General features: G+C 56.3%; 27 protein-coding genes. 9 read left to right on the top strand and 18 right to left on the bottom strand.

Translation table 11 applies throughout. The features are described 5' to 3' along the window. Positions 1-24: 24 nt before the first annotated feature. Positions 25-843 carry a 23S rRNA (guanine(745)-N(1))-methyltransferase gene (rlmA, locus tag ACMGF9_RS09705; protein WP_075684557.1) on the bottom strand — a complete coding sequence of 273 codons (819 nt, stop codon included), beginning with the start codon at positions 841-843 and terminating at the stop codon, positions 25-27. Positions 844-1,004: 161 nt separating this feature from the next. Here rlmA and pgeF point away from each other — a divergent pair, with 161 nt between their 5' ends. Continuing rightward, positions 1,005-1,721, top strand: coding sequence for a peptidoglycan editing factor PgeF (gene pgeF, locus ACMGF9_RS09700; protein ID WP_004927619.1), 717 nt, complete (start codon positions 1,005-1,007; stop codon positions 1,719-1,721). A 52-nt stretch (positions 1,722-1,773) separates the two neighbouring features. Here the strand turns inward: pgeF and cspE are convergent, their stop codons facing one another. Continuing rightward, positions 1,774-1,983, bottom strand: a complete 210-nt coding sequence (gene cspE / locus ACMGF9_RS09695; RefSeq protein WP_002221949.1) for a transcription antiterminator/RNA stability regulator CspE — start codon at positions 1,981-1,983, stop codon at positions 1,774-1,776. 41 nt (positions 1,984-2,024) lie between these two features. Beyond that, positions 2,025-2,141 (bottom strand): DUF2627 domain-containing protein, encoded by a 117-nt coding sequence (locus ACMGF9_RS09690; protein ID WP_002211058.1) that lies wholly within the window; start codon positions 2,139-2,141, stop codon positions 2,025-2,027. 306 nt (positions 2,142-2,447) lie between these two features. On the opposite strand from ACMGF9_RS09690, the gene ACMGF9_RS09685 reads away from it, so the two are divergent. After that, positions 2,448-2,738, top strand: coding sequence for a hypothetical protein (locus tag ACMGF9_RS09685; protein ID WP_126181034.1), 291 nt, complete (start codon positions 2,448-2,450; stop codon positions 2,736-2,738). A gap of 84 nt (positions 2,739-2,822) precedes the next feature. Here the strand turns inward: ACMGF9_RS09685 and ACMGF9_RS09680 are convergent, their stop codons facing one another. Further along, entirely contained in the window at positions 2,823-3,857 is a 1,035-nt protein-coding gene (locus ACMGF9_RS09680; RefSeq protein WP_118891956.1) for an MBL fold metallo-hydrolase, read from the bottom strand. A 219-nt stretch (positions 3,858-4,076) separates the two neighbouring features. Between ACMGF9_RS09680 and ACMGF9_RS09675 the strand changes: the two genes are divergently transcribed. Beyond that, positions 4,077-4,367 carry a hypothetical protein gene (locus ACMGF9_RS09675; RefSeq protein WP_015378162.1) on the top strand — a complete coding sequence of 97 codons (291 nt, stop codon included), beginning with the start codon at positions 4,077-4,079 and terminating at the stop codon, positions 4,365-4,367. 40 nt (positions 4,368-4,407) lie between these two features. On the opposite strand, the gene ACMGF9_RS09670 is transcribed toward ACMGF9_RS09675, so the two are convergent. The 3 genes from ACMGF9_RS09670 to ACMGF9_RS09660 all read right to left on the bottom strand — a co-directional run bounded on the left by ACMGF9_RS09670 (position 4,408) and on the right by ACMGF9_RS09660 (position 6,558). Further along, on the bottom strand, positions 4,408-5,769 hold the full coding sequence (locus ACMGF9_RS09670) for an amino acid permease (RefSeq protein WP_118891955.1): 1,362 nt from the start codon (positions 5,767-5,769) through the stop codon (positions 4,408-4,410). Between the two features lie 175 nt (positions 5,770-5,944). Continuing rightward, entirely contained in the window at positions 5,945-6,181 is a 237-nt protein-coding gene (locus ACMGF9_RS09665) for a DUF4060 family protein (RefSeq protein ID WP_004927680.1), read from the bottom strand. A 74-nt stretch (positions 6,182-6,255) separates the two neighbouring features. Further along, positions 6,256-6,558 (bottom strand): phage protein NinX family protein, encoded by a 303-nt coding sequence (locus ACMGF9_RS09660; RefSeq protein ID WP_004927682.1) that lies wholly within the window; start codon positions 6,556-6,558, stop codon positions 6,256-6,258. A 170-nt stretch (positions 6,559-6,728) separates the two neighbouring features. Between ACMGF9_RS09660 and fos the strand changes: the two genes are divergently transcribed. Next, positions 6,729-7,136: a fosfomycin resistance glutathione transferase gene (gene fos, locus ACMGF9_RS09655; protein ID WP_015378164.1), complete on the top strand. Its 408-nt coding sequence runs from the start codon at positions 6,729-6,731 to the stop codon at positions 7,134-7,136. Between the two features lie 39 nt (positions 7,137-7,175). On the opposite strand, the gene ACMGF9_RS09650 is transcribed toward fos, so the two are convergent. Beyond that, positions 7,176-7,451: a YebO family protein gene (locus ACMGF9_RS09650; RefSeq protein WP_015378165.1), complete on the bottom strand. Its 276-nt coding sequence runs from the start codon at positions 7,449-7,451 to the stop codon at positions 7,176-7,178. 81 nt (positions 7,452-7,532) lie between these two features. Next, positions 7,533-7,691 carry a PhoP/PhoQ regulator MgrB gene (locus tag ACMGF9_RS09645; RefSeq protein WP_004927688.1) on the bottom strand — a complete coding sequence of 53 codons (159 nt, stop codon included), beginning with the start codon at positions 7,689-7,691 and terminating at the stop codon, positions 7,533-7,535. 161 nt (positions 7,692-7,852) lie between these two features. Here ACMGF9_RS09645 and ACMGF9_RS09640 point away from each other — a divergent pair, with 161 nt between their 5' ends. Further along, positions 7,853-8,086: a YobH family protein gene (locus ACMGF9_RS09640; protein WP_004927690.1), complete on the top strand. Its 234-nt coding sequence runs from the start codon at positions 7,853-7,855 to the stop codon at positions 8,084-8,086. Positions 8,087-8,126: 40 nt separating this feature from the next. Here ACMGF9_RS09640 and ACMGF9_RS09635 read toward each other — a convergent pair whose 3' ends face one another. Then, positions 8,127-8,366, bottom strand: a complete 240-nt coding sequence (locus ACMGF9_RS09635; protein WP_004927692.1) for a DUF2766 family protein — start codon at positions 8,364-8,366, stop codon at positions 8,127-8,129. Positions 8,367-8,550: 184 nt separating this feature from the next. Here ACMGF9_RS09635 and ACMGF9_RS09630 point away from each other — a divergent pair, with 184 nt between their 5' ends. Both ACMGF9_RS09630 and ACMGF9_RS09625 read left to right on the top strand, forming a co-directional pair. Beyond that, on the top strand, positions 8,551-8,763 hold the full coding sequence (locus ACMGF9_RS09630; RefSeq protein WP_004927694.1) for a YccJ family protein: 213 nt from the start codon (positions 8,551-8,553) through the stop codon (positions 8,761-8,763). A 446-nt stretch (positions 8,764-9,209) separates the two neighbouring features. Further along, the gene (locus ACMGF9_RS09625) at positions 9,210-9,596 is read left to right on the top strand and encodes a helix-turn-helix domain-containing protein (protein ID WP_004927697.1); all 387 of its coding nucleotides are present in this window, start codon (positions 9,210-9,212) and stop codon (positions 9,594-9,596) included. A gap of 21 nt (positions 9,597-9,617) precedes the next feature. On the opposite strand, the gene ACMGF9_RS09620 is transcribed toward ACMGF9_RS09625, so the two are convergent. The 5 genes from ACMGF9_RS09620 to lysM form a co-directional block, all read right to left on the bottom strand. Then, positions 9,618-9,971, bottom strand: coding sequence for a DUF1304 domain-containing protein (locus ACMGF9_RS09620; protein WP_044031053.1), 354 nt, complete (start codon positions 9,969-9,971; stop codon positions 9,618-9,620). Positions 9,972-10,398: 427 nt separating this feature from the next. Further along, positions 10,399-11,340, bottom strand: coding sequence for a pirin family protein (locus tag ACMGF9_RS09615; protein WP_075684711.1), 942 nt, complete (start codon positions 11,338-11,340; stop codon positions 10,399-10,401). A 105-nt stretch (positions 11,341-11,445) separates the two neighbouring features. Further along, entirely contained in the window at positions 11,446-11,610 is a 165-nt protein-coding gene (locus tag ACMGF9_RS09610; RefSeq protein ID WP_004934557.1) for a hypothetical protein, read from the bottom strand. 23 nt (positions 11,611-11,633) lie between these two features. Beyond that, positions 11,634-11,789: a hypothetical protein gene (locus tag ACMGF9_RS09605; RefSeq protein WP_004934560.1), complete on the bottom strand. Its 156-nt coding sequence runs from the start codon at positions 11,787-11,789 to the stop codon at positions 11,634-11,636. Between the two features lie 265 nt (positions 11,790-12,054). Then, positions 12,055-12,501: a peptidoglycan-binding protein LysM gene (gene lysM, locus ACMGF9_RS09600; RefSeq protein WP_015378169.1), complete on the bottom strand. Its 447-nt coding sequence runs from the start codon at positions 12,499-12,501 to the stop codon at positions 12,055-12,057. A 228-nt stretch (positions 12,502-12,729) separates the two neighbouring features. On the opposite strand from lysM, the gene ACMGF9_RS09595 reads away from it, so the two are divergent. After that, the gene (locus ACMGF9_RS09595) at positions 12,730-12,921 is read left to right on the top strand and encodes a YebW family protein (protein ID WP_004934567.1); all 192 of its coding nucleotides are present in this window, start codon (positions 12,730-12,732) and stop codon (positions 12,919-12,921) included. 123 nt (positions 12,922-13,044) lie between these two features. Next, on the top strand, positions 13,045-13,269 hold the full coding sequence (locus ACMGF9_RS09590) for a biofilm development regulator YmgB/AriR family protein (protein ID WP_004934572.1): 225 nt from the start codon (positions 13,045-13,047) through the stop codon (positions 13,267-13,269). An 81-nt stretch (positions 13,270-13,350) separates the two neighbouring features. On the opposite strand, the gene ACMGF9_RS09585 is transcribed toward ACMGF9_RS09590, so the two are convergent. The 3 genes from ACMGF9_RS09585 to astB all read right to left on the bottom strand — a co-directional run bounded on the left by ACMGF9_RS09585 (position 13,351) and on the right by astB (position 17,336). Continuing rightward, positions 13,351-14,433, bottom strand: a complete 1,083-nt coding sequence (locus tag ACMGF9_RS09585; RefSeq protein WP_015378171.1) for a porin OmpC — start codon at positions 14,431-14,433, stop codon at positions 13,351-13,353. Positions 14,434-15,001: 568 nt separating this feature from the next. Then, the gene (gene astE / locus ACMGF9_RS09580) at positions 15,002-15,985 is read right to left on the bottom strand and encodes a succinylglutamate desuccinylase (RefSeq protein ID WP_075684709.1); all 984 of its coding nucleotides are present in this window, start codon (positions 15,983-15,985) and stop codon (positions 15,002-15,004) included. Positions 15,986-15,995: 10 nt separating this feature from the next. Then, on the bottom strand, positions 15,996-17,336 hold the full coding sequence (gene astB / locus ACMGF9_RS09575) for an N-succinylarginine dihydrolase (RefSeq protein ID WP_118891954.1): 1,341 nt from the start codon (positions 17,334-17,336) through the stop codon (positions 15,996-15,998). Positions 17,337-17,348 lie beyond the last annotated feature (12 nt).

The raw sequence follows: 17,348 nt of genomic DNA, 5'->3' as shown, positions 1-17,348 counted from the left end.
TTTTGTTCCTGAGTTCAAGGCCCCTTAAGCGCGACGTCGGTACAACGCCAACACGAAATCCGTCTCGCACACAAACTCGCCGCCCTCGGCCAACCGCTGTTGCACCTCCGGCGTAGCGCGCCAGGCGAACGGCGTCATCTGCAGCAGATTGGCGGCCTGCGCGCCCGGTAGGGTCATCGTATAGGCCAGCGCCTCTTTGCGCTCGCAGTCGAATCCGTCGAACTGTTCATCCTGTTCGGCATGCAGCTGCACCTGCTGGTACACCTGCTCTTTCAGCTGGTACAGATGACGCGGGCCCGGCGACACCGTCAGCACCACGCCGCCCGGCTTCACTACCCGCGCCAGCTCCTCCGCCTTGCAGGGCGCATAAATGCGCAAGACCGCATCCAGCGCCCCGTCGGCGAACGGCAAACGGTGACTGGAGGCGACGCAGAACGAGACCGCCGGATAACGTTTGGCAGCGTAGCGGATCGCCACCTTGGCGACGTCCAGCCCATAGACCGCCATATTGCGCTTCTGTGCCAGCCGTGCGGCCACGGCGGCGGTGTAGTACCCTTCCCCACAGCCTATGTCCAATAACGCGCCTACATCGGCCGCCAGCGCCGAATCCAGCCACTCGGCTACCTGCGCTTGCAACGGCTGATAATATCCACCGTCGAGAAACGCGCGCCGTGCCTGCATCATTTCCGCGCTGTCTCCCGGCTGCTTCGATCGTTTGTGCTGCACCGGCAGCAGATTCACGTAGCCTTCTTTGGCTTGATCGAACTGATGATTGCCGTCACAACGCCAGTGTTGTGATGAAAAATGCAGCGGTTGATGACACAGGGGGCAGTGATAAGACATGAGTGGGCTTCCAGAAAGACAGGGCGCGGCTAGTCTAAAGAAGGCGTCGGCTTGATGCAAGGCGCATCCCCGCTCGCTTTCGCCGCCAACAACACCTGGCCAAGCGGGGAAAAAGCTGGCTACACTGAGAGTCTGTTTTCTCATGCAGGTGAACATAACTTATGAGCGATCGTTCCGCGCTGCTCGATGCGGTGCCCCACATTCAGCACGGCTTCGGCAGCAAACTCGCGCTGCTGCCCGGGCATCTGCTGCCCTACAGCGCCACGCTGCCGGAAAAAAAACAGGTGCACGGCACCCGCATCGTCGATGTGCTGCAGCCGGCGCAGGCATGCGGCGAGGCCGATGGTTTCTATACTCGCCAGCCCGGCATTCTGCTCAGCGTACTGACGGCGGACTGTTTGCCGGTGCTGTTCAGCCGCCGTGACGGCGGCGCCATCGCTGCGGTGCACGCCGGCTGGCGCGGGCTGCTGGACGGTATTCTGGAACAGATGGCAGCACGCATTCGCCAGGACGGCGACACCGCCGATTGGGTCGTCTCCATCGGCCCTGCCGCCGGCCCGTGCTGCTACGAAGTCGATGAAGCGCTGGTGGAGAGTTTTAAACAGCGCCTGCCGCTGCCCGCCACGCTGATCAGCCCGCATTACCGGCATCTCGATTTGGCCGCAATTGCCGAATACAAGCTGGCGGCGCTCGGCTTCGCCGCCGTTGACCGCGCCGGCAGTTGCACCATCTGCACGCCGGACGTCGACCCACAGCGGCCGCAGCGCTTCAAATACACCAGCTATCGCCGCAACAGCCACCGGCGCGCGCAGGATCCGACGCATCCGGGGATCAAAGGCCGCAACCAGTACGCCGGCATCATCATCGCCGCCGGATGACGGAAACGAAAAAGCCCGCGCGAAGGCGGGCTTTTTGTACAGCTGACGCTGATTAGATAGCAGTAACGTTTACTGCAGATGGGCCTTTCTGGCCATCTTGGATTTCGAACTCAACGTTCTGGCCTTCAGCCAGGGTTTTGAAGCCGTTACCCTGGATTGCAGAGAAGTGTACGAACACGTCTTTGCTGCCGTCAGCCGGGGTGATGAAACCGAAACCTTTAGACTCGTTGAACCACTTAACTTGACCTTTGATCTTTGCCATCTTGAGTATTTCCTTTGGATTGTTTAAACCGCCCGAGGGCGTTACATAGACAAACTAGAGTCGTTACTGCTTGAGGCACTAAGATAAGGATCGGCAGAGAAGCGGTATTCAACGCTAACGTCTTTACTCAGAACTTCTTTACTGAAAATGCCACACATATACAGAACTGTACCTCGTTTTACCCAGATGCGTTATCACATACTCTGTATGCGATGGCAAGCCATTTTTAATCACTGAACGACATGTCGCACATATTTGAAACGGTCGAGCGCAACATTTGCTTAAATAGGTCAAAAGATGTTGAAGCATCGGCTATTTTCTGCTTGCCAAAATCACTGCGCCAGACCCCGCATTCTGCTGGAGTTTTAACAAAACTTTCATCGTATTGACGCCTTTGCGTCTCATCATTTCCGCTTTTTTGCCGCTTATAGCGTTAAAAAATTTGAATCTTTATGGAATTTGATATGCAACATCTGAATATCGATGAACGGGGGCCAATTTATTCATCGCTCCTCCGACCATTTACCGCCGGAAAGCCCATTCATCATCGGCTTTCCGCCCTGCCGCCAAACGGCGCGGGCGAGAACGGCGCACGGGTCGGCGGCAACGTCTCCACCCTGCACAACGGATGCATAAGCATGCAAAGCGCCGGCACATCTTCCGCTGCCTGTGGTTTCATCATAAATAATCCGAATGTCATTAACCTCAATAGCCGGAATAATCTTATCAATAACGAAAGTTCAACGTTGAATTAAATCCTGAAAATACGGGGGTTATTTGAATCACCACCCGCACTTATCAATTCTGCTAATTACAGCTGCGCTTTCAAACCATTGACTTTATTCATCCCGCTGCGCCGCCGGGGGATTAGGTAACGCAGGCGATGAGCCCTGCAACGCGATGCGCTCGCCAATCTTCAGCGGGAGGAATTGATGCTGCTCCAACCCCGCCTCGCTCAGGGCCAGGTTCAGCTGCTGCGGCGGTTCGTCCAGCGATTCATCCGCCAGTTCGAATACTCCCCAATGGATAGGAATGGCTCGCGGCTGATTCAGTTCGCGATACAGCGCCACCGACTGCTGCGGATCCATATGCTGCTCCTGCATAAACCAGCGCGGCGCATAGGCGCCGATCGGCAACGCAGCCACGTCGAACGGCCCCAGCCGTTGACCGATCTCCGCCAGCCGTTCCGAATAACCGCTGTCGCCGGAAAAATAAAACCGTAGCGCCGGATGGTGGATCACCCACCCGCACCATAGCGAGCGATTGCGATCCCACAGCGTGCGCATGCTCCAGTGCCGCGCCGGCGTGGCGTAGACCGTCAGCTCGCCCAGTGACAGGCTCTGCCACCAGTCCAGTTCATGCACCTTCAGCCGGTAGCGGCGAAACCAGCGCTTCAACCCCAACGGCACGATGAACTCGGCCTGTGGGAAACGCCGCGCCAATTGCCGCACCGTGCGCCTGTCGAGGTGGTCATAATGGTTATGGGAGATCAGCACCACATCCACCGCCGGCAGTTGCCCCACCGTCAACGGCGGCGGCGTTCTGCGCTTTGGGCCGTAAAAGCTCAGCGGCGATGCACGTTCGGACAATACCGGATCGATCAGGATATAGCGGCCACTCAATCGCAATAGCATCGAGGCATGCCCCAACCACCAGACGCTGTCGTCGCTGCCACTGAGATCGGCAGGTTGCCACCAGCGCTGGGTAAATTGCGCGTAACCCAGCTGCGGCGGCCTGGGCAGCCCCTGTCGCTTGCGTTCATCTTGCCAACGCCGAAGATCGCCCTCCTGACGCCGCGAAGGTTCCAGGTTGCGAAATCCCTCCGGCGTATGATGCGCCTTGGCCGCGTCGTAATAACGGTTGATTCTTTTCATCCTGCCTTTTCTCCCGACCACAGCGCCCTGCACGGGCATGACTTTCAGTGTAACAAACTCGATGAAGCTCGCACTTTGTCAGCCGTGCGCTGCATCTCGGGACCTTTTGCCGTATGCTGTTGTCTCACTCCGGTGGAAAGCCAGGGCCGCCAAGAGCCCGTTAAGACTCTCTTAAGATCTTTGTGATTGACTTGTAGGGCATACAGAAAAGGAGAAGTTATGAGTCGTTCTACATCCCGCAAATCAGGCATCGGCCTGGGGCGTCGTATTCGCAGCGCGCTGCTGGCGCAGAAGCAATACTGGAAAATGTATTTCGCCATGAAGCTGCGCCGGCTGCGCGTGCCTGCACCGTTGGTGCTGCTGGGCGGTTCGCTGCTTGGGTTCTTCATGCTGACTCTGCTGATGCTCAGCGTAGTCGCCATCGACGTTATCAGCACCCTGCTGCTGCTGTGCCGGAAACTGCTGGGGCGGGGTGACGGTGAGGGGCGCGCCTTTATGCCGCGCGGCTGACGAGAAGAGCGCGGAGGCGCAATACGCCTCCGCGCGCAGATTAACGCTTGGCGCCTTTGCGGCGCGTCAGCATGAACCCGCCCCACAGCACCGCAACCCATACCGGCATCAGCAACACCGAAATGCGGATCCCTTCGCTGAAATACATGATCACCAGAATCAGGCCGAGGAACGCCAGACACAGGTAGTTGCCGAAAGGATACCACAGCGCCTTAAAGCTGGGGATGACGCCCTGGCGGTTCTTGGCGGCACGGAACTTCAGGTGCGCCAGGCAGATCATCACCCAGTTGATCACCAATGTTGACACCACCAGCGCCATCAGCAGCTCAAACGCCTTGCCGGGCATCAGGTAGTTGATCAGCACGCCGATCGAAGTAATCAACGCCGACAGCGCGATGGACAGCACCGGCACGCCGCGTTTATTCACGCGCGTCAGCACCTGAGGCGCATTGCCCTGGCTGGCCAGCCCGAACAGCATGCGGCTGTTGGCATAAACGCCGCTGTTGTAAACCGACAGCGCGGCGGTCAAGACCACTACGTTGAGCACCGTTGCCACCAGATTGCTGTTCAGCGCATGGAAGATCAGCACGAACGGGCTGCCGCCCTCCACCACTTGCCCCCACGGATAGAGCGAAAGCAGCACGGTCAGCGAGCCGATATAGAAGATCAGGATGCGGTACACCACCTGATTGGTGGCTTTGGGAATGCTGCGGCGCGGATCGGCGGCTTCCGCCGCGGTGATGCCGACCATCTCCAGCCCGCCGAACGAGAACATGATCACCGCCATCGCCATCACCAGCCCGGATAAGCCGTGCGGCATAAAGCCGCCCTGCTGCCAGAGGTTGGTGATGCTGGCCTGCGGCCCGCCGTTACCGCTGGCCAACAGCCAGGCGCCGAAGACGATCATGCCGACAATCGCCACTACCTTGATGATGGCGAACCAGAACTCGGTTTCGCCGTACAGGCGCACGTTCACCAGGTTAATCAGGTTGATCAGCACGAAAAACAGCGCGGCGGAGGCCCAGGTGGGGATCTCCGGCCACCAGTACTGAATGTAGATGCCGACGGCGGTCAATTCCGCCATGCCGACCAGAATGAACATTGCCCAGTAGTTCCAGCCGGAAAGGAAGCCGGCGAAATCGCCCCAGTATTTATAGGCAAAGTGACTGAAAGAGCCGGCGACCGGCTCCTCCACCACCATTTCACCCAGCTGGCGCATGATTAAAAACGCGATAAAACCGCCGATGGCGTAGCCCAGCAGCACGGCGGGGCCGGCCATTTTAATGGTTTGCGCAATGCCGAGAAATAAACCGGTACCGATGGCGCCCCCGAGGGCAATAAGCTGTATGTGTCTGTTTTTTAAACCGCGTTTTAGCGGAGTATCCTGATGCTGACCGCCCATCTTATCCTCATATGGCGTATACCCTTGCCGCTATCGGCCAAGATTTCACCAATCAATAAATGTATCTGCGGGCGGCTTTTTAACACTTAACCCCGTGAGCATCAAGGAGAAGCGCCCCGAGACGGCAGGCCGGAGCGCGATTTTTTTACCGCGAGAAAGCGGATAACGGCAGCGTTTAGCCAGGCATACCGCACAGTTTGGTCAGATTGCGCGCGCCGATCATCAGCGTGGCGACATAAGATTGGCTACGCGTGACCACTTCCACCGCCACGCGATCGTTTTGATATTTTATCAGGTAGGTCGAGGGCCAGCCCTGACGGCGCTGGCCGAAGCTTTCGGCATGACGATCGATCGCCGCATGGGCAATCACCAGATGAGACAAGTTTTTATCACCTTTGATAATGCGCTTCATAAACAGCCTCCGCCAACGACAGCTCTGTTATTAGAAAAAGGAGAAACTCTTACCAATCACCGGTATTGTTCGACTCAGTTAGCCTGTCGGCTCATCAGGAAGCAGATCATCGCCGCGCGCAGCGGACTGGCGCTGTCCGCCTGCCATTCACCGCCCTGAGTGCTCATGCGCGCCTGCCACTGCGGGCTGTCGCTTTGGTTATCGGGGTTCAGACTGATTTTGTTGGCGCAAATGATCGGCCAGGCATCGGAGGGATTCTTGCAGTAATCTTTACCTTTCACACCACCGTAGGGATACCACTTGTCCGGGTTCTCTCCGGTCAGCAGCGCAATGCTGCGGTTCACTTCGGCATCGCTTTCTTCGTACCATTTAATCATCGGCTTCATCCATCTTTCGTAAGGTTCGCGCTACATTACGATGCCTGTACGACAGTTTTATGACAGAGCCGCCGGTTTTCACATTATCTCTACTAATGCTTTGTGCCCTTTATCTTTCCTTAGCGCCTGCGTAAACTTTTCTCCCTGTTCAGCGCCCGGAGTACGCATGCATGTTGACCGGCCTTAACCATCTGACGCTCGCCGTCAGCAATCTCGATCGCAGCTTCGATTTTTATCGTCATCTGTTGGGATTTATCCCGCACGCCCGCTGGCAAGGCGGCGCCTATTTGTCGTTAGGGCCGTTGTGGCTATGCCTGTCGCTGGATGAAACGCGCATGCAACAACGCGAGCGCGATTACACCCATTACGCCTTCAGCGTCGCGCCGGAACACATTGAGCAGGTCAGCGAGCGGTTGCGCCAGGCCGGCGTCGAAGAGTGGAAAAGCAATCGCAGCGAAGGCGAATCACTCTATTTTCTCGATCCCGATGGGCATCAATTGGAGATCCATGCCGGCGATTTGGCCAGCCGCCTGGCGGCATGCCGGGAAAAGCCGTATCAGGGCATGGTGTTTTACTGAGGCGCCCCGGCGACGCTGCCGTCGGCCGGGGCATCATGCTCAACGTTCGGGGATGAAACCTTTGAAATCCAGCGCGGGGTTGAGATCGTCGTCAGCAGCAGCGGCGCCGTCTGCGCCGGCGCGGTGCGCCATACGCTTCAACAGCGCCGTTTGCTGGCGTTGTTGCTCGGCAATCTCCTGCAGCAGGCGAATCTGCTCATTGGCGCGCACGCTGGCGCGGTTCACCAGGAACCAGAGCCACAGCCCGGCCAGCAACGCCACGGCGGCGAGGGCCAGCGACAACAGGCCGTTCTGGCCAAAACCTAAATCGTACATGGACAACCCTATCTACTGCGAAATTCAGGCCGCCATCTTAACACTCGCGGCGGCCGTGCGAACATCCCTGCCAAAAATTGCTTACCAGGGCACGAAGCGGGTCACCGAACAGATGCCCAACGCAAAATTTCCACCATCGTCGCAATAGCTGTCCAGCGCCAGCAGGTAGAAAAACAGGCAGGCAGCGACGGCCGTCATTATCACGAGGATTTTTTTTCGCAACAAATTTAGCAGCCTCATTGTTATCTTGGTAATCTATCGCGCATGTTATCACAGCGAAGTTAAACGAAGTTTAACTTTCCGTTTAGATTTCTGGCTATCGCCCGGTTTTCAGACTGTTACCCTTGCCCTCGCATAGGTGCCGTGGCTAGATGAACCCTCAGGGATAACGAGGAAATACGATGAGCAAATTGATTAAGTGGGTATTGGTGTTGGCGGTTATTTACGGCGGCTTTTTGATCTCGGGCTACGGCGTGCTGATCGGCAGCAACAAAAACGTTGGCGGGTTGGGGTTGCAGTGCAAATACCTGACGGCGCGCAACGTGGCGATCGCCCAGTACGTGAATGGCGACAACGGTTTCATCGGCGTAGCCGACTGCCCGCTGTTCAAGAAAATCGAAACGGTGGTGGATTAACCGCCACCGCCCGACGCCGCCGCTTTGCGGCGGCCCCGCCTCAGTTGCGGGTAAACTTCATCTCGATCAGCGCAATCGCCTTGTCAATCGCTCGGCGGGTCACCGGATCGGCGCCGGCAGGATGCGTGGAGAAATCGATGCTTTTGAGCTGACCCGCCATCTTGTCGCGCACTTCGGTCGGCGCAATCACGTCGATAACGTCCAGAATCTGTTTGATGACCAGTTGGCAAGCGACCAGATCGGAAGCCAGTTCCTGCTCGTTGCTCAGCATGTCAGACATAATAAATTTCCTTCTTGATTCAAACGCCGCACAGAATAGCATGGCGTCCGCGCCATTGCCCGCACTCCCCGTCTTTTTCCCCATTCTGCGCACCGGCGGGCAAAAGCCTGCGGCGGATTGGCCTATACTTGCTGCATGGCGGTGGTAAAAACCACCCGCAAGCCACAACCAACAGGAGAAAGTTATGGCGAATCACAATGTGAAATCCTGGGCGACAGTGCGTGAAACTTCGGTGGAAATCGCCGAAGCCATTTTTGAGCTGGCAGGGAACGATGAAGTGTTGGCGCAGAAAATCTGGGAAGAAGGCAGTGATGAGGCACTGGAAAAGGCCTTTGCCAAAACCACCGCCGACCAGCTTTATTGGGGAGAGGAAACCGTCGAGCGGAAAAACGTTTGAGCGGTTACGCAACAAAAAGCCCGGGTTTCTGACCCAGGCTTTCCCGATTAGCGCTCGCCCCGCTTAGCGGCGTGCATATTTTCTTGCTCTCACGGTTCTTCACCTCCCACACCTTCCGCATTCTTCATGCTCATCACCGGCGTCGCCATAAAAGCGCCGACGCCCACGATTACAACCAGAGTAATAATCACTGTCATTAACATGCGATCACCCCATCAACGTTGAGTTGTTACGGCTGACTCTGTTTTGGCGGTTCTTGCTGCGGCTTTCTTTGCGTCCCCCACCGCGGCGGCGACAGTCTCAGATTAGCCGTTTTTCCTTTCGGCTGACAAGCGGCGGTCAAACGGTTTTTCCGAATAATTGCCCCCCGTCACCGGCGGCATTTTTGTCGACGGCGGCAAGTTGTGTATACTTCACCGCTATGTAGGTCTCACACTGACGCACTGATGATACAAGAACACCACCTCTCGTTGGTCTGCGCCCTCAGCAAATGGGTCGAAACTCACCTCGGACGAGTGATCCATCTCGAAGAGCTGGCCGAGTACTCCGGCTACTCGCTGTGGCACATGCAGAAGCTGTTCAAAGAAGCGACAGGGATTTCGCTCGGTAAATACATTCGCGAACGCCGTCTGGCCGGCGCGGTCTATCAACTGCGCAGCAGTGAAGCGTCGATCTTCGACATCGCCCTGGACTTTGGCTTCGGTTCACAGTCCCACTTCACCTACATGTTCAGAAAGCGTTTTAATATCACACCCTATGATTTCCGCCAGGATTTGAGCGTTGATCTGCACATCGATCCGCCGTTGCACGTCATTCACCAAAAATCCGCCTGAAGCCCGCCGCAAGTCGGCGGGTTAACGCGCCCCCCAGACCGCCAGCATCGCGATCGCGGCCGGCAGCGCCTGCACCCACAGAATTTTGCGGCTGGCGCTCAACCCGCCGAACACCCCGGCCGCCAGCACACACCCGAGAAAGAACAGCTGCAGTGCCATATCCCCACGCCAGTAGCTCCATACCAACCCCAACGCCAGAAAGCCGTTGTACAACCCCTGATTGGCGGCCAACACCCGCGTGGCTGCGGCGAACTCCGCCGTTGTGCCAAATGCGCGCCTGCCGAGGGGCGTACGCCACAGGAACATTTCCAGCACCAGGATATAAAGATGGAGCGCTGCGATGAGCAGCAGCAAAATATCGGCAAAGAACTTCATGATGGTTCCAGTCGTTTATTGAAGATGCCATCAATTATAAACGCCTTCGCTCACCTCCCCATCGGCGGAGATAAAAAAACCCGCCGAAGCGGGTTTATGCAGGAGTCATTTTTTGAGGTTAGTTTAATACGGCGACCAACAATGCCGCGACAGAGACCCAAAACAGCGCCGTGGCAACCACGACATGGGACAATCTTGCACGATAAAGTACCTGGCTCATAATGACCTCACTGACATCTGACTAACGGGAGACAACCTGACTTCCTGAGGATTATCCTAAACTTCTTCTCACTGTCGTTATATGCGCCAGATCACTTTTCCGCCGAGAAACCTTATATTGTCGTAAAGCTGGAGCCGCGATCACATTAATTACGCCTTATTAGAGCGAAATAAGCCGAATAATCGCGGCGATTATATCCTAACGCTATCAAACATCGTTCCAGGGCAGGCGCGGTGCGGTCATGCGCTCACCAGAATAACCGCTAACCGGCGGGAAACGCGGCGCGCCTTGTTCCCAATCATGCTGAGCCCGAGTAATTTCAGCCTTGGTATGGCCAACGAAATTCCACCAGATAAGGATCTCTTCGTTTAATGGCGCCCCACCGATGAGTAATCCCCGGCTCCCCTTCCGTGCATTTAACCCAATAGAGTTATTCTTTATGCCCAAATAGGCGAATTCATCAGGTGAAAAGGTTTCACCATTAAGTTCAAATGCACCAATAAGGGGCAAAAAGCCGATTTCATAATCATCGCGCAACGGCAATTCGATTCTTGCCGCTTCTTCCCATTCCAGATCAATGGCGATTAATGGCGAAAGAGTGAACACCGGTGAACAATAAGCGCCAAATTCCCCAACCAACAAACGATGATTCACGCCATTACTCTGCCATTGCGGCAAATCAGGATAATGATCGAAGCGTGGTGCCATGTCGGCATGTTCGGCCGGCAGCGCGATCCATAATTGCGCAGCATGCAATCGCCGTTGCTCACCCACCGACTGTTCCGTATGCGCAATGCCGTGCCCTGCGGTCATCAGGTTAACCTGACCCGGACGAATCACCTGCTCACTGCCGAGGCTGTCTCGGTGCAGCACCTCACCTTCTATCATCCAGGTGAACGTTTGCAGCCCGGTGTGCGGATGCGGCCCCACATCCATGCCGGGCGAAGTGCCGTTGAATACCGTCGGCCCGGCGTGATCGAGAAAACACCAGGCGCCGACGGTGCGCCGCTCCCGGGTTGGCAACGCACGGTTGATCGGAATGCCCCCCACTTCGGCGTTACGCACGGCAATACGTTGTATCTGGCGCACGCCGTCAACGACGGGGCACTCGCGTGAAGGTGAAGAGAGCGTAGGACGTGGCTGACTCATCGCAAAGACCTCCTGAATGGCGCCGATTCGCCAAGGGTAACCGCCCAAGCTTAACACAGGACAGCTCCCCCGCAGAGCGGCGACGTGCAGGCACGTTCGCGCGGTTCAGGGGGCTTTGATATAGCAGCTCTTGATGTCTATATCGTCATGCGCGTGCCTGAGATCGGAGAAATAGGTCACGCCAAAGAGAATTGATACCACCAGCAGCACGGACACCAACAGGCCGATGATCGCCAGCAGTTTGGTTTCATCATGGAGATTAGGCTCCATTTTATCTCCCCTAGTTAATCGCGTCAGGTCACCCACAGCGTGACCGCCAGCGTAAAGATAATCAGTGAGCAGGACGCCACCGCCAATACGACGATCGCAAATTGCGCATCACCCAAGGTTTCTCGATAGTTTTTATCCGTTGAGGCGTTACGCTCTTGTTTCACTAAATCGGTTTTCACTCGTTCAACTGCTGCATTGCTGTTTGACGGGGCAAAACATCCCCTCAGAATAAGGCGCCAACGTCGCTGACTTGGTCGCTCCGGCCTCAACCGGGGGATGACGCTATCAATTTTCCCCATCAGGGTCAACACCGCGCCTGCCGGCGAGCGAGCAAGTACACAGGGGAGATGTAACTGGCATGGAGAGCGCAAGGAAATAAGAGACGCCGATTGCAGAGGGCAAAAAAAAGCCCGGTACGTGACCGGGCCAGGGTAGACCGACGCGTTATTGCGGGATACGCAACACCTGCCCCGGATAAATCTTGTCCGGGCTCGACAGCATCGGCTTGTTGGCTTCGAAAATCTTGTTGTACAGATTGGCGTTGCCGTACATCTCTTTAGAGATCGCGCTCAGCGTATCGCCCTTCTTCACGGTATAGAAGCGGCTCTCGGCGTCGGATTGCGCTACCGCCACCTTGTCTTCCACACCGCTGATACCTGCCACGTTGCCGATAGCCACCAGGATCTTCTCTTTTAACTCCTGGCTGACGGCGTCGCCGGTCACTACGGCTTTACCATCGACCACCTGCACATTCACTTTGTCGGTGCCCGGCAGGCCGCTCTTATCGAGATGCTCCTTGAGTTTGGCGCTTTGATCTTCGGCGGAGGCATTGCCGGTGACTGTATCCCACAGTTTTTCGCCCGCTTCTTTGACGAAGTTAAACAAGCCCATATTCACTCCTTTTGATGGTTGCAGTAATGCGTTTAAGTAAGGCTTGTTAAGCTTAGCATCGACAAAAGGATATGCCATCCGCTCACGGCGTCAGAAACGGGTAGAGTATTCCGAAAGTGTCGTCAGCGGCGTTTCCATGGCGATTAATCGTGCAATGATGCTGAAAAATCGCGCTTTTCTACCTACACTGTTGCAGACAAGGCAACTCGACGAAGGAGGCGTGCGACGATGTACGCATTGGTGATGTTTGTCTGTTATCTGGATGGCGGCTGCAGTGAAATGGTGGTCGATATATTGCGCGACGAGCCGCAATGCCTGGTCGCGATGAAGGAACAGAACTTGCGACACGCCGGCTGTTATCCCATGGAAGAGTTTATCGACGGCTTCTGGTTGCCAGCCAGCGAATATTCGGATTTTTAACCTGCTCCCCGCGCAATGCTGAGGAATTTCTGATTTCATCGGAAACTTCGTCTTCCTCTGAGGCATAAGGCCGCTGTTTTGCTAAATTGCGGCTCCCGAAGAAGAGAGAGACAGAGAAAGGTCATGCCAGCATCGGCTCATTCCAACGAGCAATATGAAACTCTGCTGCGCGACGTCAGCCTGGCGTTAGGCGACGCAGTGTTGCAGTTAATCCAAAAACATAAAAAGGTATCCGGCGGCAATATTCTTTCACAGCTGGTGGACGAAATAGAGCGTGAGCAGGATCAGCAACGTTTCGTCGCACTGCGTTCCGCCATTGAACTGGTCGGGCTGGCGCCCAAAGGCTGAGATCCCGATAAAACAAAGGCAGGGCTTGCGCCCTGCCTGATTACCAATCCCGACACAGGATGAAGGTAATGAAATTGCAGATTAGAAACGATACGTCAGGCTGACGGCAACGATATCATCGTTGGCCAGTTTCAGTTTGTTATCGTCGCTCAGCTGGTTGATTTGATAATCGACGTAGGTGTACATATTTTTGTTGAAGTAGTAAGTCGCCCCCACTTCCACGTATTTCACCAGGTCGGCATCACCGATCCCTTCGATATCCTTGCCTTTGGACTGCACGTAGGCCACGGAAGGACGCAGGCCGTTCTCGAATTGATACTGAGCCACCACTTCGAAGTTTTGCGTTTTATTGGCGAAGCCGGAAGTGCCGTTGACGCTGATCGGCGTCATGTTACGGGTTTCGGCATACATCGCAGCCAAGTAAACCTGGTTGGCGTCGTATTTCACCGCGGTGGTCCAGGCGGTAGCGCTGTCACCCTTGCCATACTGCAGCGCTTTCTGAGCGCTGGTGCGGTTGGAATCGGAGAACGCCGCCGCTACGCCGATGCCGGAACCGCCGATATCCTGGTAGTCCAGAGACAGGCCGTAACCGTCGCCGTTTTGCTTGGTCACGCTGCGGCCGTCACCGTCGTTTTTACCCTGATACTGCACCGCCAGGTTCAGGCCTTCCACCAAACCGAAGAAATCACGGTTGCGGTAGGTGGCCAAACCGTTGGAACGGGCGGTCATAAAGTTATCGGTATAGCTGTAGGAGTCGCCGCCGAATTCCGGCAGCATGTCGGTGTAAGCCTCGGCGTCATACACCACGCCGTAGTTACGGCCGTAGTCGAAAGAACCGTAGTTGCCGAATTTCAGGCCGGCGAAGCCCAGACGCGTTTTGGTGCCGGCGGTGCCCTGCGCTTCGTCGTGATTGGCCTGGACGTTGTATTCCCACTGGCCGTAGCCGGTCAACTGGTCATTGATTTGCGTTTCGCCTTTGAAGCCCAGACGAACATAGGTCATATCACCGTCGTTGGACTTACTGTCGCTGAAATAATGCTTGGCGTTAACGCGGCCGTACAGGTCGAGTTTATTGCCATCCTTATTGTAGATTTCAGCCGCGTTGGCGAAGGAGGTGATCGCCCCGAGGGCGACAGCTAAGGCTAATACACTGCGTTTCATCATTTATTTTCCTAGATATTATAATTAGAACCCTGCCCGTCACGCCCAATTTATAATTTGGGCTGTGATTTTATCTTTTGGTATTTTATGAGCTCCCCTAATGCCGGGGTGATGTGACATTAGCATCATGAATCAAAACTTAAAATCAAAAAGTTCATGAAACAACGAGGAGAAAGCATGTTTATGTGTAACTAAATATTACAAAAAAGAAATCACTCAACCCATTGAATATAAGAATTTTTTATCACATAAGTTATAACCAAAAAGATGCAATGCACCATTATAGTGCAATTCAGTTTCGTTTTGAGTGCTTTCTGCGCGATTCAAAAGTAACAACAAGATTAGCATGGTTATTAAAAACGTTACTTATTTCACATTTTTATCTTAACAAACTCACCAGGCAATTAAGGCTTTCAGATAACGACCTGACACTGCCTTCTATTCATTCGTATAAAGACGCGGATTAGTAACGAATAAAATTCGCCTTACGGGAATAAAAATAGCGGGAAATAGCAGATTAAAATAATGAAAGGAATAACGGCGGCGCGCTGACGGCGCCACCGTGGATAAATCAATACAGCGTAGAGCGGGAAACTTCGCTCAACAACATGCCGGCACGCAGGCCCAACGCCACGCTGGGGTTAGGGAACAGTATCCACGCCCCCTCCTGGCCCACGCGATAGTCCTCCTGCGGTTGCTCGCACAGCAACATACCCGGTTGCAGTTCGGTGAAGTTGGCCGTGTCATCGTCCAGATGCAGTTTGAAATCTTCGCTGTGCTTGATCAACGAGTGCATCACACGAAAAACCCGAATCTCGGCGCCCGCACGCGCCGGCAGCGCCCCTTCGCTGACCGCCGCCCGCAGAGCGCGATCGATGGCGGCAAACTGCTGCAGATCGTTGCTGCCGAACGGCCGCGCCTTGCCCAGCTCGAGCGTACAGCTCGCCGCATTGAGATGTTCGCTGGAGTAATGGCTAAAAGTCCCGCCCGGCGCACTGTGTACCACCAACGCATCCAGATCGGCGGCATCCAGCAGCTTCAACATCGGCTCACTGTACGGGCGTTTCTGAAAGGGCAGAATGCCGAAACGTGGCAAACGCGATTCACGGATGGCGGTGTGCAAATCGTAATGGAAACGCGCCGCCTGCTCCCCATCGAAAAAGGCGGCGAGCGCACGCTCCAACTGCTGCGCGCGCACGGTTTCGCCACTGGCGGCGAAGTTGCGGTAGCGGCCGCCGAACATGCGGTTCATGTCGCTGTGCAGATAACGCTTGCCGGCTCGCATCGCCGCCGGGTTGCCCAGCACTACCAACAGTCGCACCGTCAGCGGCAACCGGCCGGCAAGGAGATCGCCGACCAGCTGATTGAGCAGTTCAATCGGCGCGGTTTCATTGCCGTGCACGCCCGCCGACATCACCATCGCCTGGCGGTAAGGCTGTCGTGGCGTAAGCTCCAGTACCCCTTCCCCCTGCCAGCGCCACCGCAGCTGCGGTGTTTCACCTTGCCATTCGACGGGTTCGTTCCCTTCCAGCGTCAGGGGCAGTAGATCGATCATGCTGCCTCCCTTAGCGTTGGAACGGATAAATGGCGCCGAGACCGAGGATCGACGTCAGCGCATCCAGCGCCTCGCGCCCTTCGCGCAGCAGCAGCGGATCGGCCAGGTCATCCTGCGTCAGGCGGTCGCGGTAATGACGATCGACCCACTCGTTCAACGTTGCGAACAGCCGATCGTTCATCATCACGCGCGGATTGACCGCTCTCAACTCTTGTTCGTTGAGCGCCACCCGCAACCGCAGGCAGGCAGGGCCGCCGCCGTTGCGCATGCTTTCACGCAGGTCGAACACGCGGATTTCATCGATAGGGCCGCCGCTGCCGACCATGTCGTTGAGGTAACGCCACACGCCGGCGTGCTGACGCGACTCCTCCGGCACGACGATCATCATCTTGCCGTTCGGTTTGGTAAGAATTTGGCTGTTGAACAGATAGGTCGCCACCGCGTCCGCTACCGAGACGCGCTCTGTCGGCACTTCGATCGCTACCAGCTCGCTGTCCAGCGTCGCCATCTTGCGGCGCACTTCATCCAGCGCCTGTTGCTGGCGGTAAAACGCCTGCTGATGATGGAACAGCACGTTCTGGTTGCTGACCGCAATCACGTCGTTATGGAACACGCCCTGATCGATCACCACCGGGTTTTGCTGCACGAAGACCGTATGCTGTTCATCCAACTGGTGCAGACGAGCGATCGCCTCGCCGGCTTCGCGCGTCTGGCGCGCCGGATAACGCGCCGGCGCCGTTTCGCCGCCGAACTCCTGACGCCCATAGACGAACACCTGCACGCTGCGCCTGGCGTAGTCGCCGCCCAAACGGTTATGGTTGGCCGCCCCTTCGTCGCCGAACAACGCCACCTGCGGCAGCGCCTCGTGGTGGGCGAAATGCCGATCGTCGCTGAACATCGCCCGCAATACGGCGGTGGTGGTTTCCGCTTCGATGGCGCGGTGGAATTTGTTGTTCAGGTTGGCGGCGGTGAAGTGCACCTTGCCGTCGGCGCTGTCCGCCGAAGGCGAGACGGTGGCCGCATTGGCGGTCCACATGCAGGACGCCGAGCTGAGCGCCGACAGCAGGCGCGGCGACTGACGCATCGCCTGCGCCAGCACAGCCTCATCGCTGCCGCTGAAACCCAGGCGACGCAGCATCGGCAAATGCGGCCGCTCCTGCGGCGGCAAGACCCCTTGCTGGAAACCGAGATCGGCCAGCGCCTTCATTTTCAGCAAACCTTGTTTCGCCGCCAGCTTCGGGTTCGATACGCTGTTTTGATGCTGCGTCGACGCCTCGTTGCCGAACGACAGCCCGGCATAGTGGTGCGTCGGCCCCACCAAACCGTCGAAATTGACTTCATATCCTGACATGTTTATCCCCTG

This window comes from Serratia sp. BNK-23 (assembly GCF_047456145.1).
In the GTDB taxonomy this organism is placed as follows: domain Bacteria; phylum Pseudomonadota; class Gammaproteobacteria; order Enterobacterales; family Enterobacteriaceae; genus Serratia; species Serratia nematodiphila.
This window is presented reverse-complemented; position numbering and strand designations above follow the sequence as displayed.

What these genes read in the sequence shown, in the direction of transcription:
- rlmA (WP_075684557.1), bottom strand. Translation starts at nt 843, where the DNA reads ATGTCTTATCACTGCCCCCTGTGTCATCAACCGCTGCATTTTTCATCA.
- pgeF (WP_004927619.1), top strand. Translation starts at nt 1,005, where the DNA reads ATGAGCGATCGTTCCGCGCTGCTCGATGCGGTGCCCCACATTCAGCAC.
- cspE (WP_002221949.1), bottom strand. Translation starts at nt 1,983, where the DNA reads ATGGCAAAGATCAAAGGTCAAGTTAAGTGGTTCAACGAGTCTAAAGGT.
- ACMGF9_RS09690 (WP_002211058.1), bottom strand. Translation starts at nt 2,141, where the DNA reads ATGTGTGGCATTTTCAGTAAAGAAGTTCTGAGTAAAGACGTTAGCGTT.
- ACMGF9_RS09685 (WP_126181034.1), top strand. Translation starts at nt 2,448, where the DNA reads ATGCAACATCTGAATATCGATGAACGGGGGCCAATTTATTCATCGCTC.
- ACMGF9_RS09680 (WP_118891956.1), bottom strand. Translation starts at nt 3,857, where the DNA reads ATGAAAAGAATCAACCGTTATTACGACGCGGCCAAGGCGCATCATACG.
- ACMGF9_RS09675 (WP_015378162.1), top strand. Translation starts at nt 4,077, where the DNA reads ATGAGTCGTTCTACATCCCGCAAATCAGGCATCGGCCTGGGGCGTCGT.
- ACMGF9_RS09670 (WP_118891955.1), bottom strand. Translation starts at nt 5,769, where the DNA reads ATGGGCGGTCAGCATCAGGATACTCCGCTAAAACGCGGTTTAAAAAAC.
- ACMGF9_RS09665 (WP_004927680.1), bottom strand. Translation starts at nt 6,181, where the DNA reads ATGAAGCGCATTATCAAAGGTGATAAAAACTTGTCTCATCTGGTGATT.
- ACMGF9_RS09660 (WP_004927682.1), bottom strand. Translation starts at nt 6,558, where the DNA reads ATGATTAAATGGTACGAAGAAAGCGATGCCGAAGTGAACCGCAGCATT.
- fos (WP_015378164.1), top strand. Translation starts at nt 6,729, where the DNA reads ATGTTGACCGGCCTTAACCATCTGACGCTCGCCGTCAGCAATCTCGAT.
- ACMGF9_RS09650 (WP_015378165.1), bottom strand. Translation starts at nt 7,451, where the DNA reads ATGTACGATTTAGGTTTTGGCCAGAACGGCCTGTTGTCGCTGGCCCTC.
- ACMGF9_RS09645 (WP_004927688.1), bottom strand. Translation starts at nt 7,691, where the DNA reads ATGAGGCTGCTAAATTTGTTGCGAAAAAAAATCCTCGTGATAATGACG.
- ACMGF9_RS09640 (WP_004927690.1), top strand. Translation starts at nt 7,853, where the DNA reads ATGAGCAAATTGATTAAGTGGGTATTGGTGTTGGCGGTTATTTACGGC.
- ACMGF9_RS09635 (WP_004927692.1), bottom strand. Translation starts at nt 8,366, where the DNA reads ATGTCTGACATGCTGAGCAACGAGCAGGAACTGGCTTCCGATCTGGTC.
- ACMGF9_RS09630 (WP_004927694.1), top strand. Translation starts at nt 8,551, where the DNA reads ATGGCGAATCACAATGTGAAATCCTGGGCGACAGTGCGTGAAACTTCG.
- ACMGF9_RS09625 (WP_004927697.1), top strand. Translation starts at nt 9,210, where the DNA reads ATGATACAAGAACACCACCTCTCGTTGGTCTGCGCCCTCAGCAAATGG.
- ACMGF9_RS09620 (WP_044031053.1), bottom strand. Translation starts at nt 9,971, where the DNA reads ATGAAGTTCTTTGCCGATATTTTGCTGCTGCTCATCGCAGCGCTCCAT.
- ACMGF9_RS09615 (WP_075684711.1), bottom strand. Translation starts at nt 11,340, where the DNA reads ATGAGTCAGCCACGTCCTACGCTCTCTTCACCTTCACGCGAGTGCCCC.
- ACMGF9_RS09610 (WP_004934557.1), bottom strand. Translation starts at nt 11,610, where the DNA reads ATGGAGCCTAATCTCCATGATGAAACCAAACTGCTGGCGATCATCGGC.
- lysM (WP_015378169.1), bottom strand. Translation starts at nt 12,501, where the DNA reads ATGGGCTTGTTTAACTTCGTCAAAGAAGCGGGCGAAAAACTGTGGGAT.
- ACMGF9_RS09595 (WP_004934567.1), top strand. Translation starts at nt 12,730, where the DNA reads ATGTACGCATTGGTGATGTTTGTCTGTTATCTGGATGGCGGCTGCAGT.
- ACMGF9_RS09590 (WP_004934572.1), top strand. Translation starts at nt 13,045, where the DNA reads ATGCCAGCATCGGCTCATTCCAACGAGCAATATGAAACTCTGCTGCGC.
- ACMGF9_RS09585 (WP_015378171.1), bottom strand. Translation starts at nt 14,433, where the DNA reads ATGATGAAACGCAGTGTATTAGCCTTAGCTGTCGCCCTCGGGGCGATC.
- astE (WP_075684709.1), bottom strand. Translation starts at nt 15,985, where the DNA reads ATGATCGATCTACTGCCCCTGACGCTGGAAGGGAACGAACCCGTCGAA.
- astB (WP_118891954.1), bottom strand. Translation starts at nt 17,336, where the DNA reads ATGTCAGGATATGAAGTCAATTTCGACGGTTTGGTGGGGCCGACGCAC.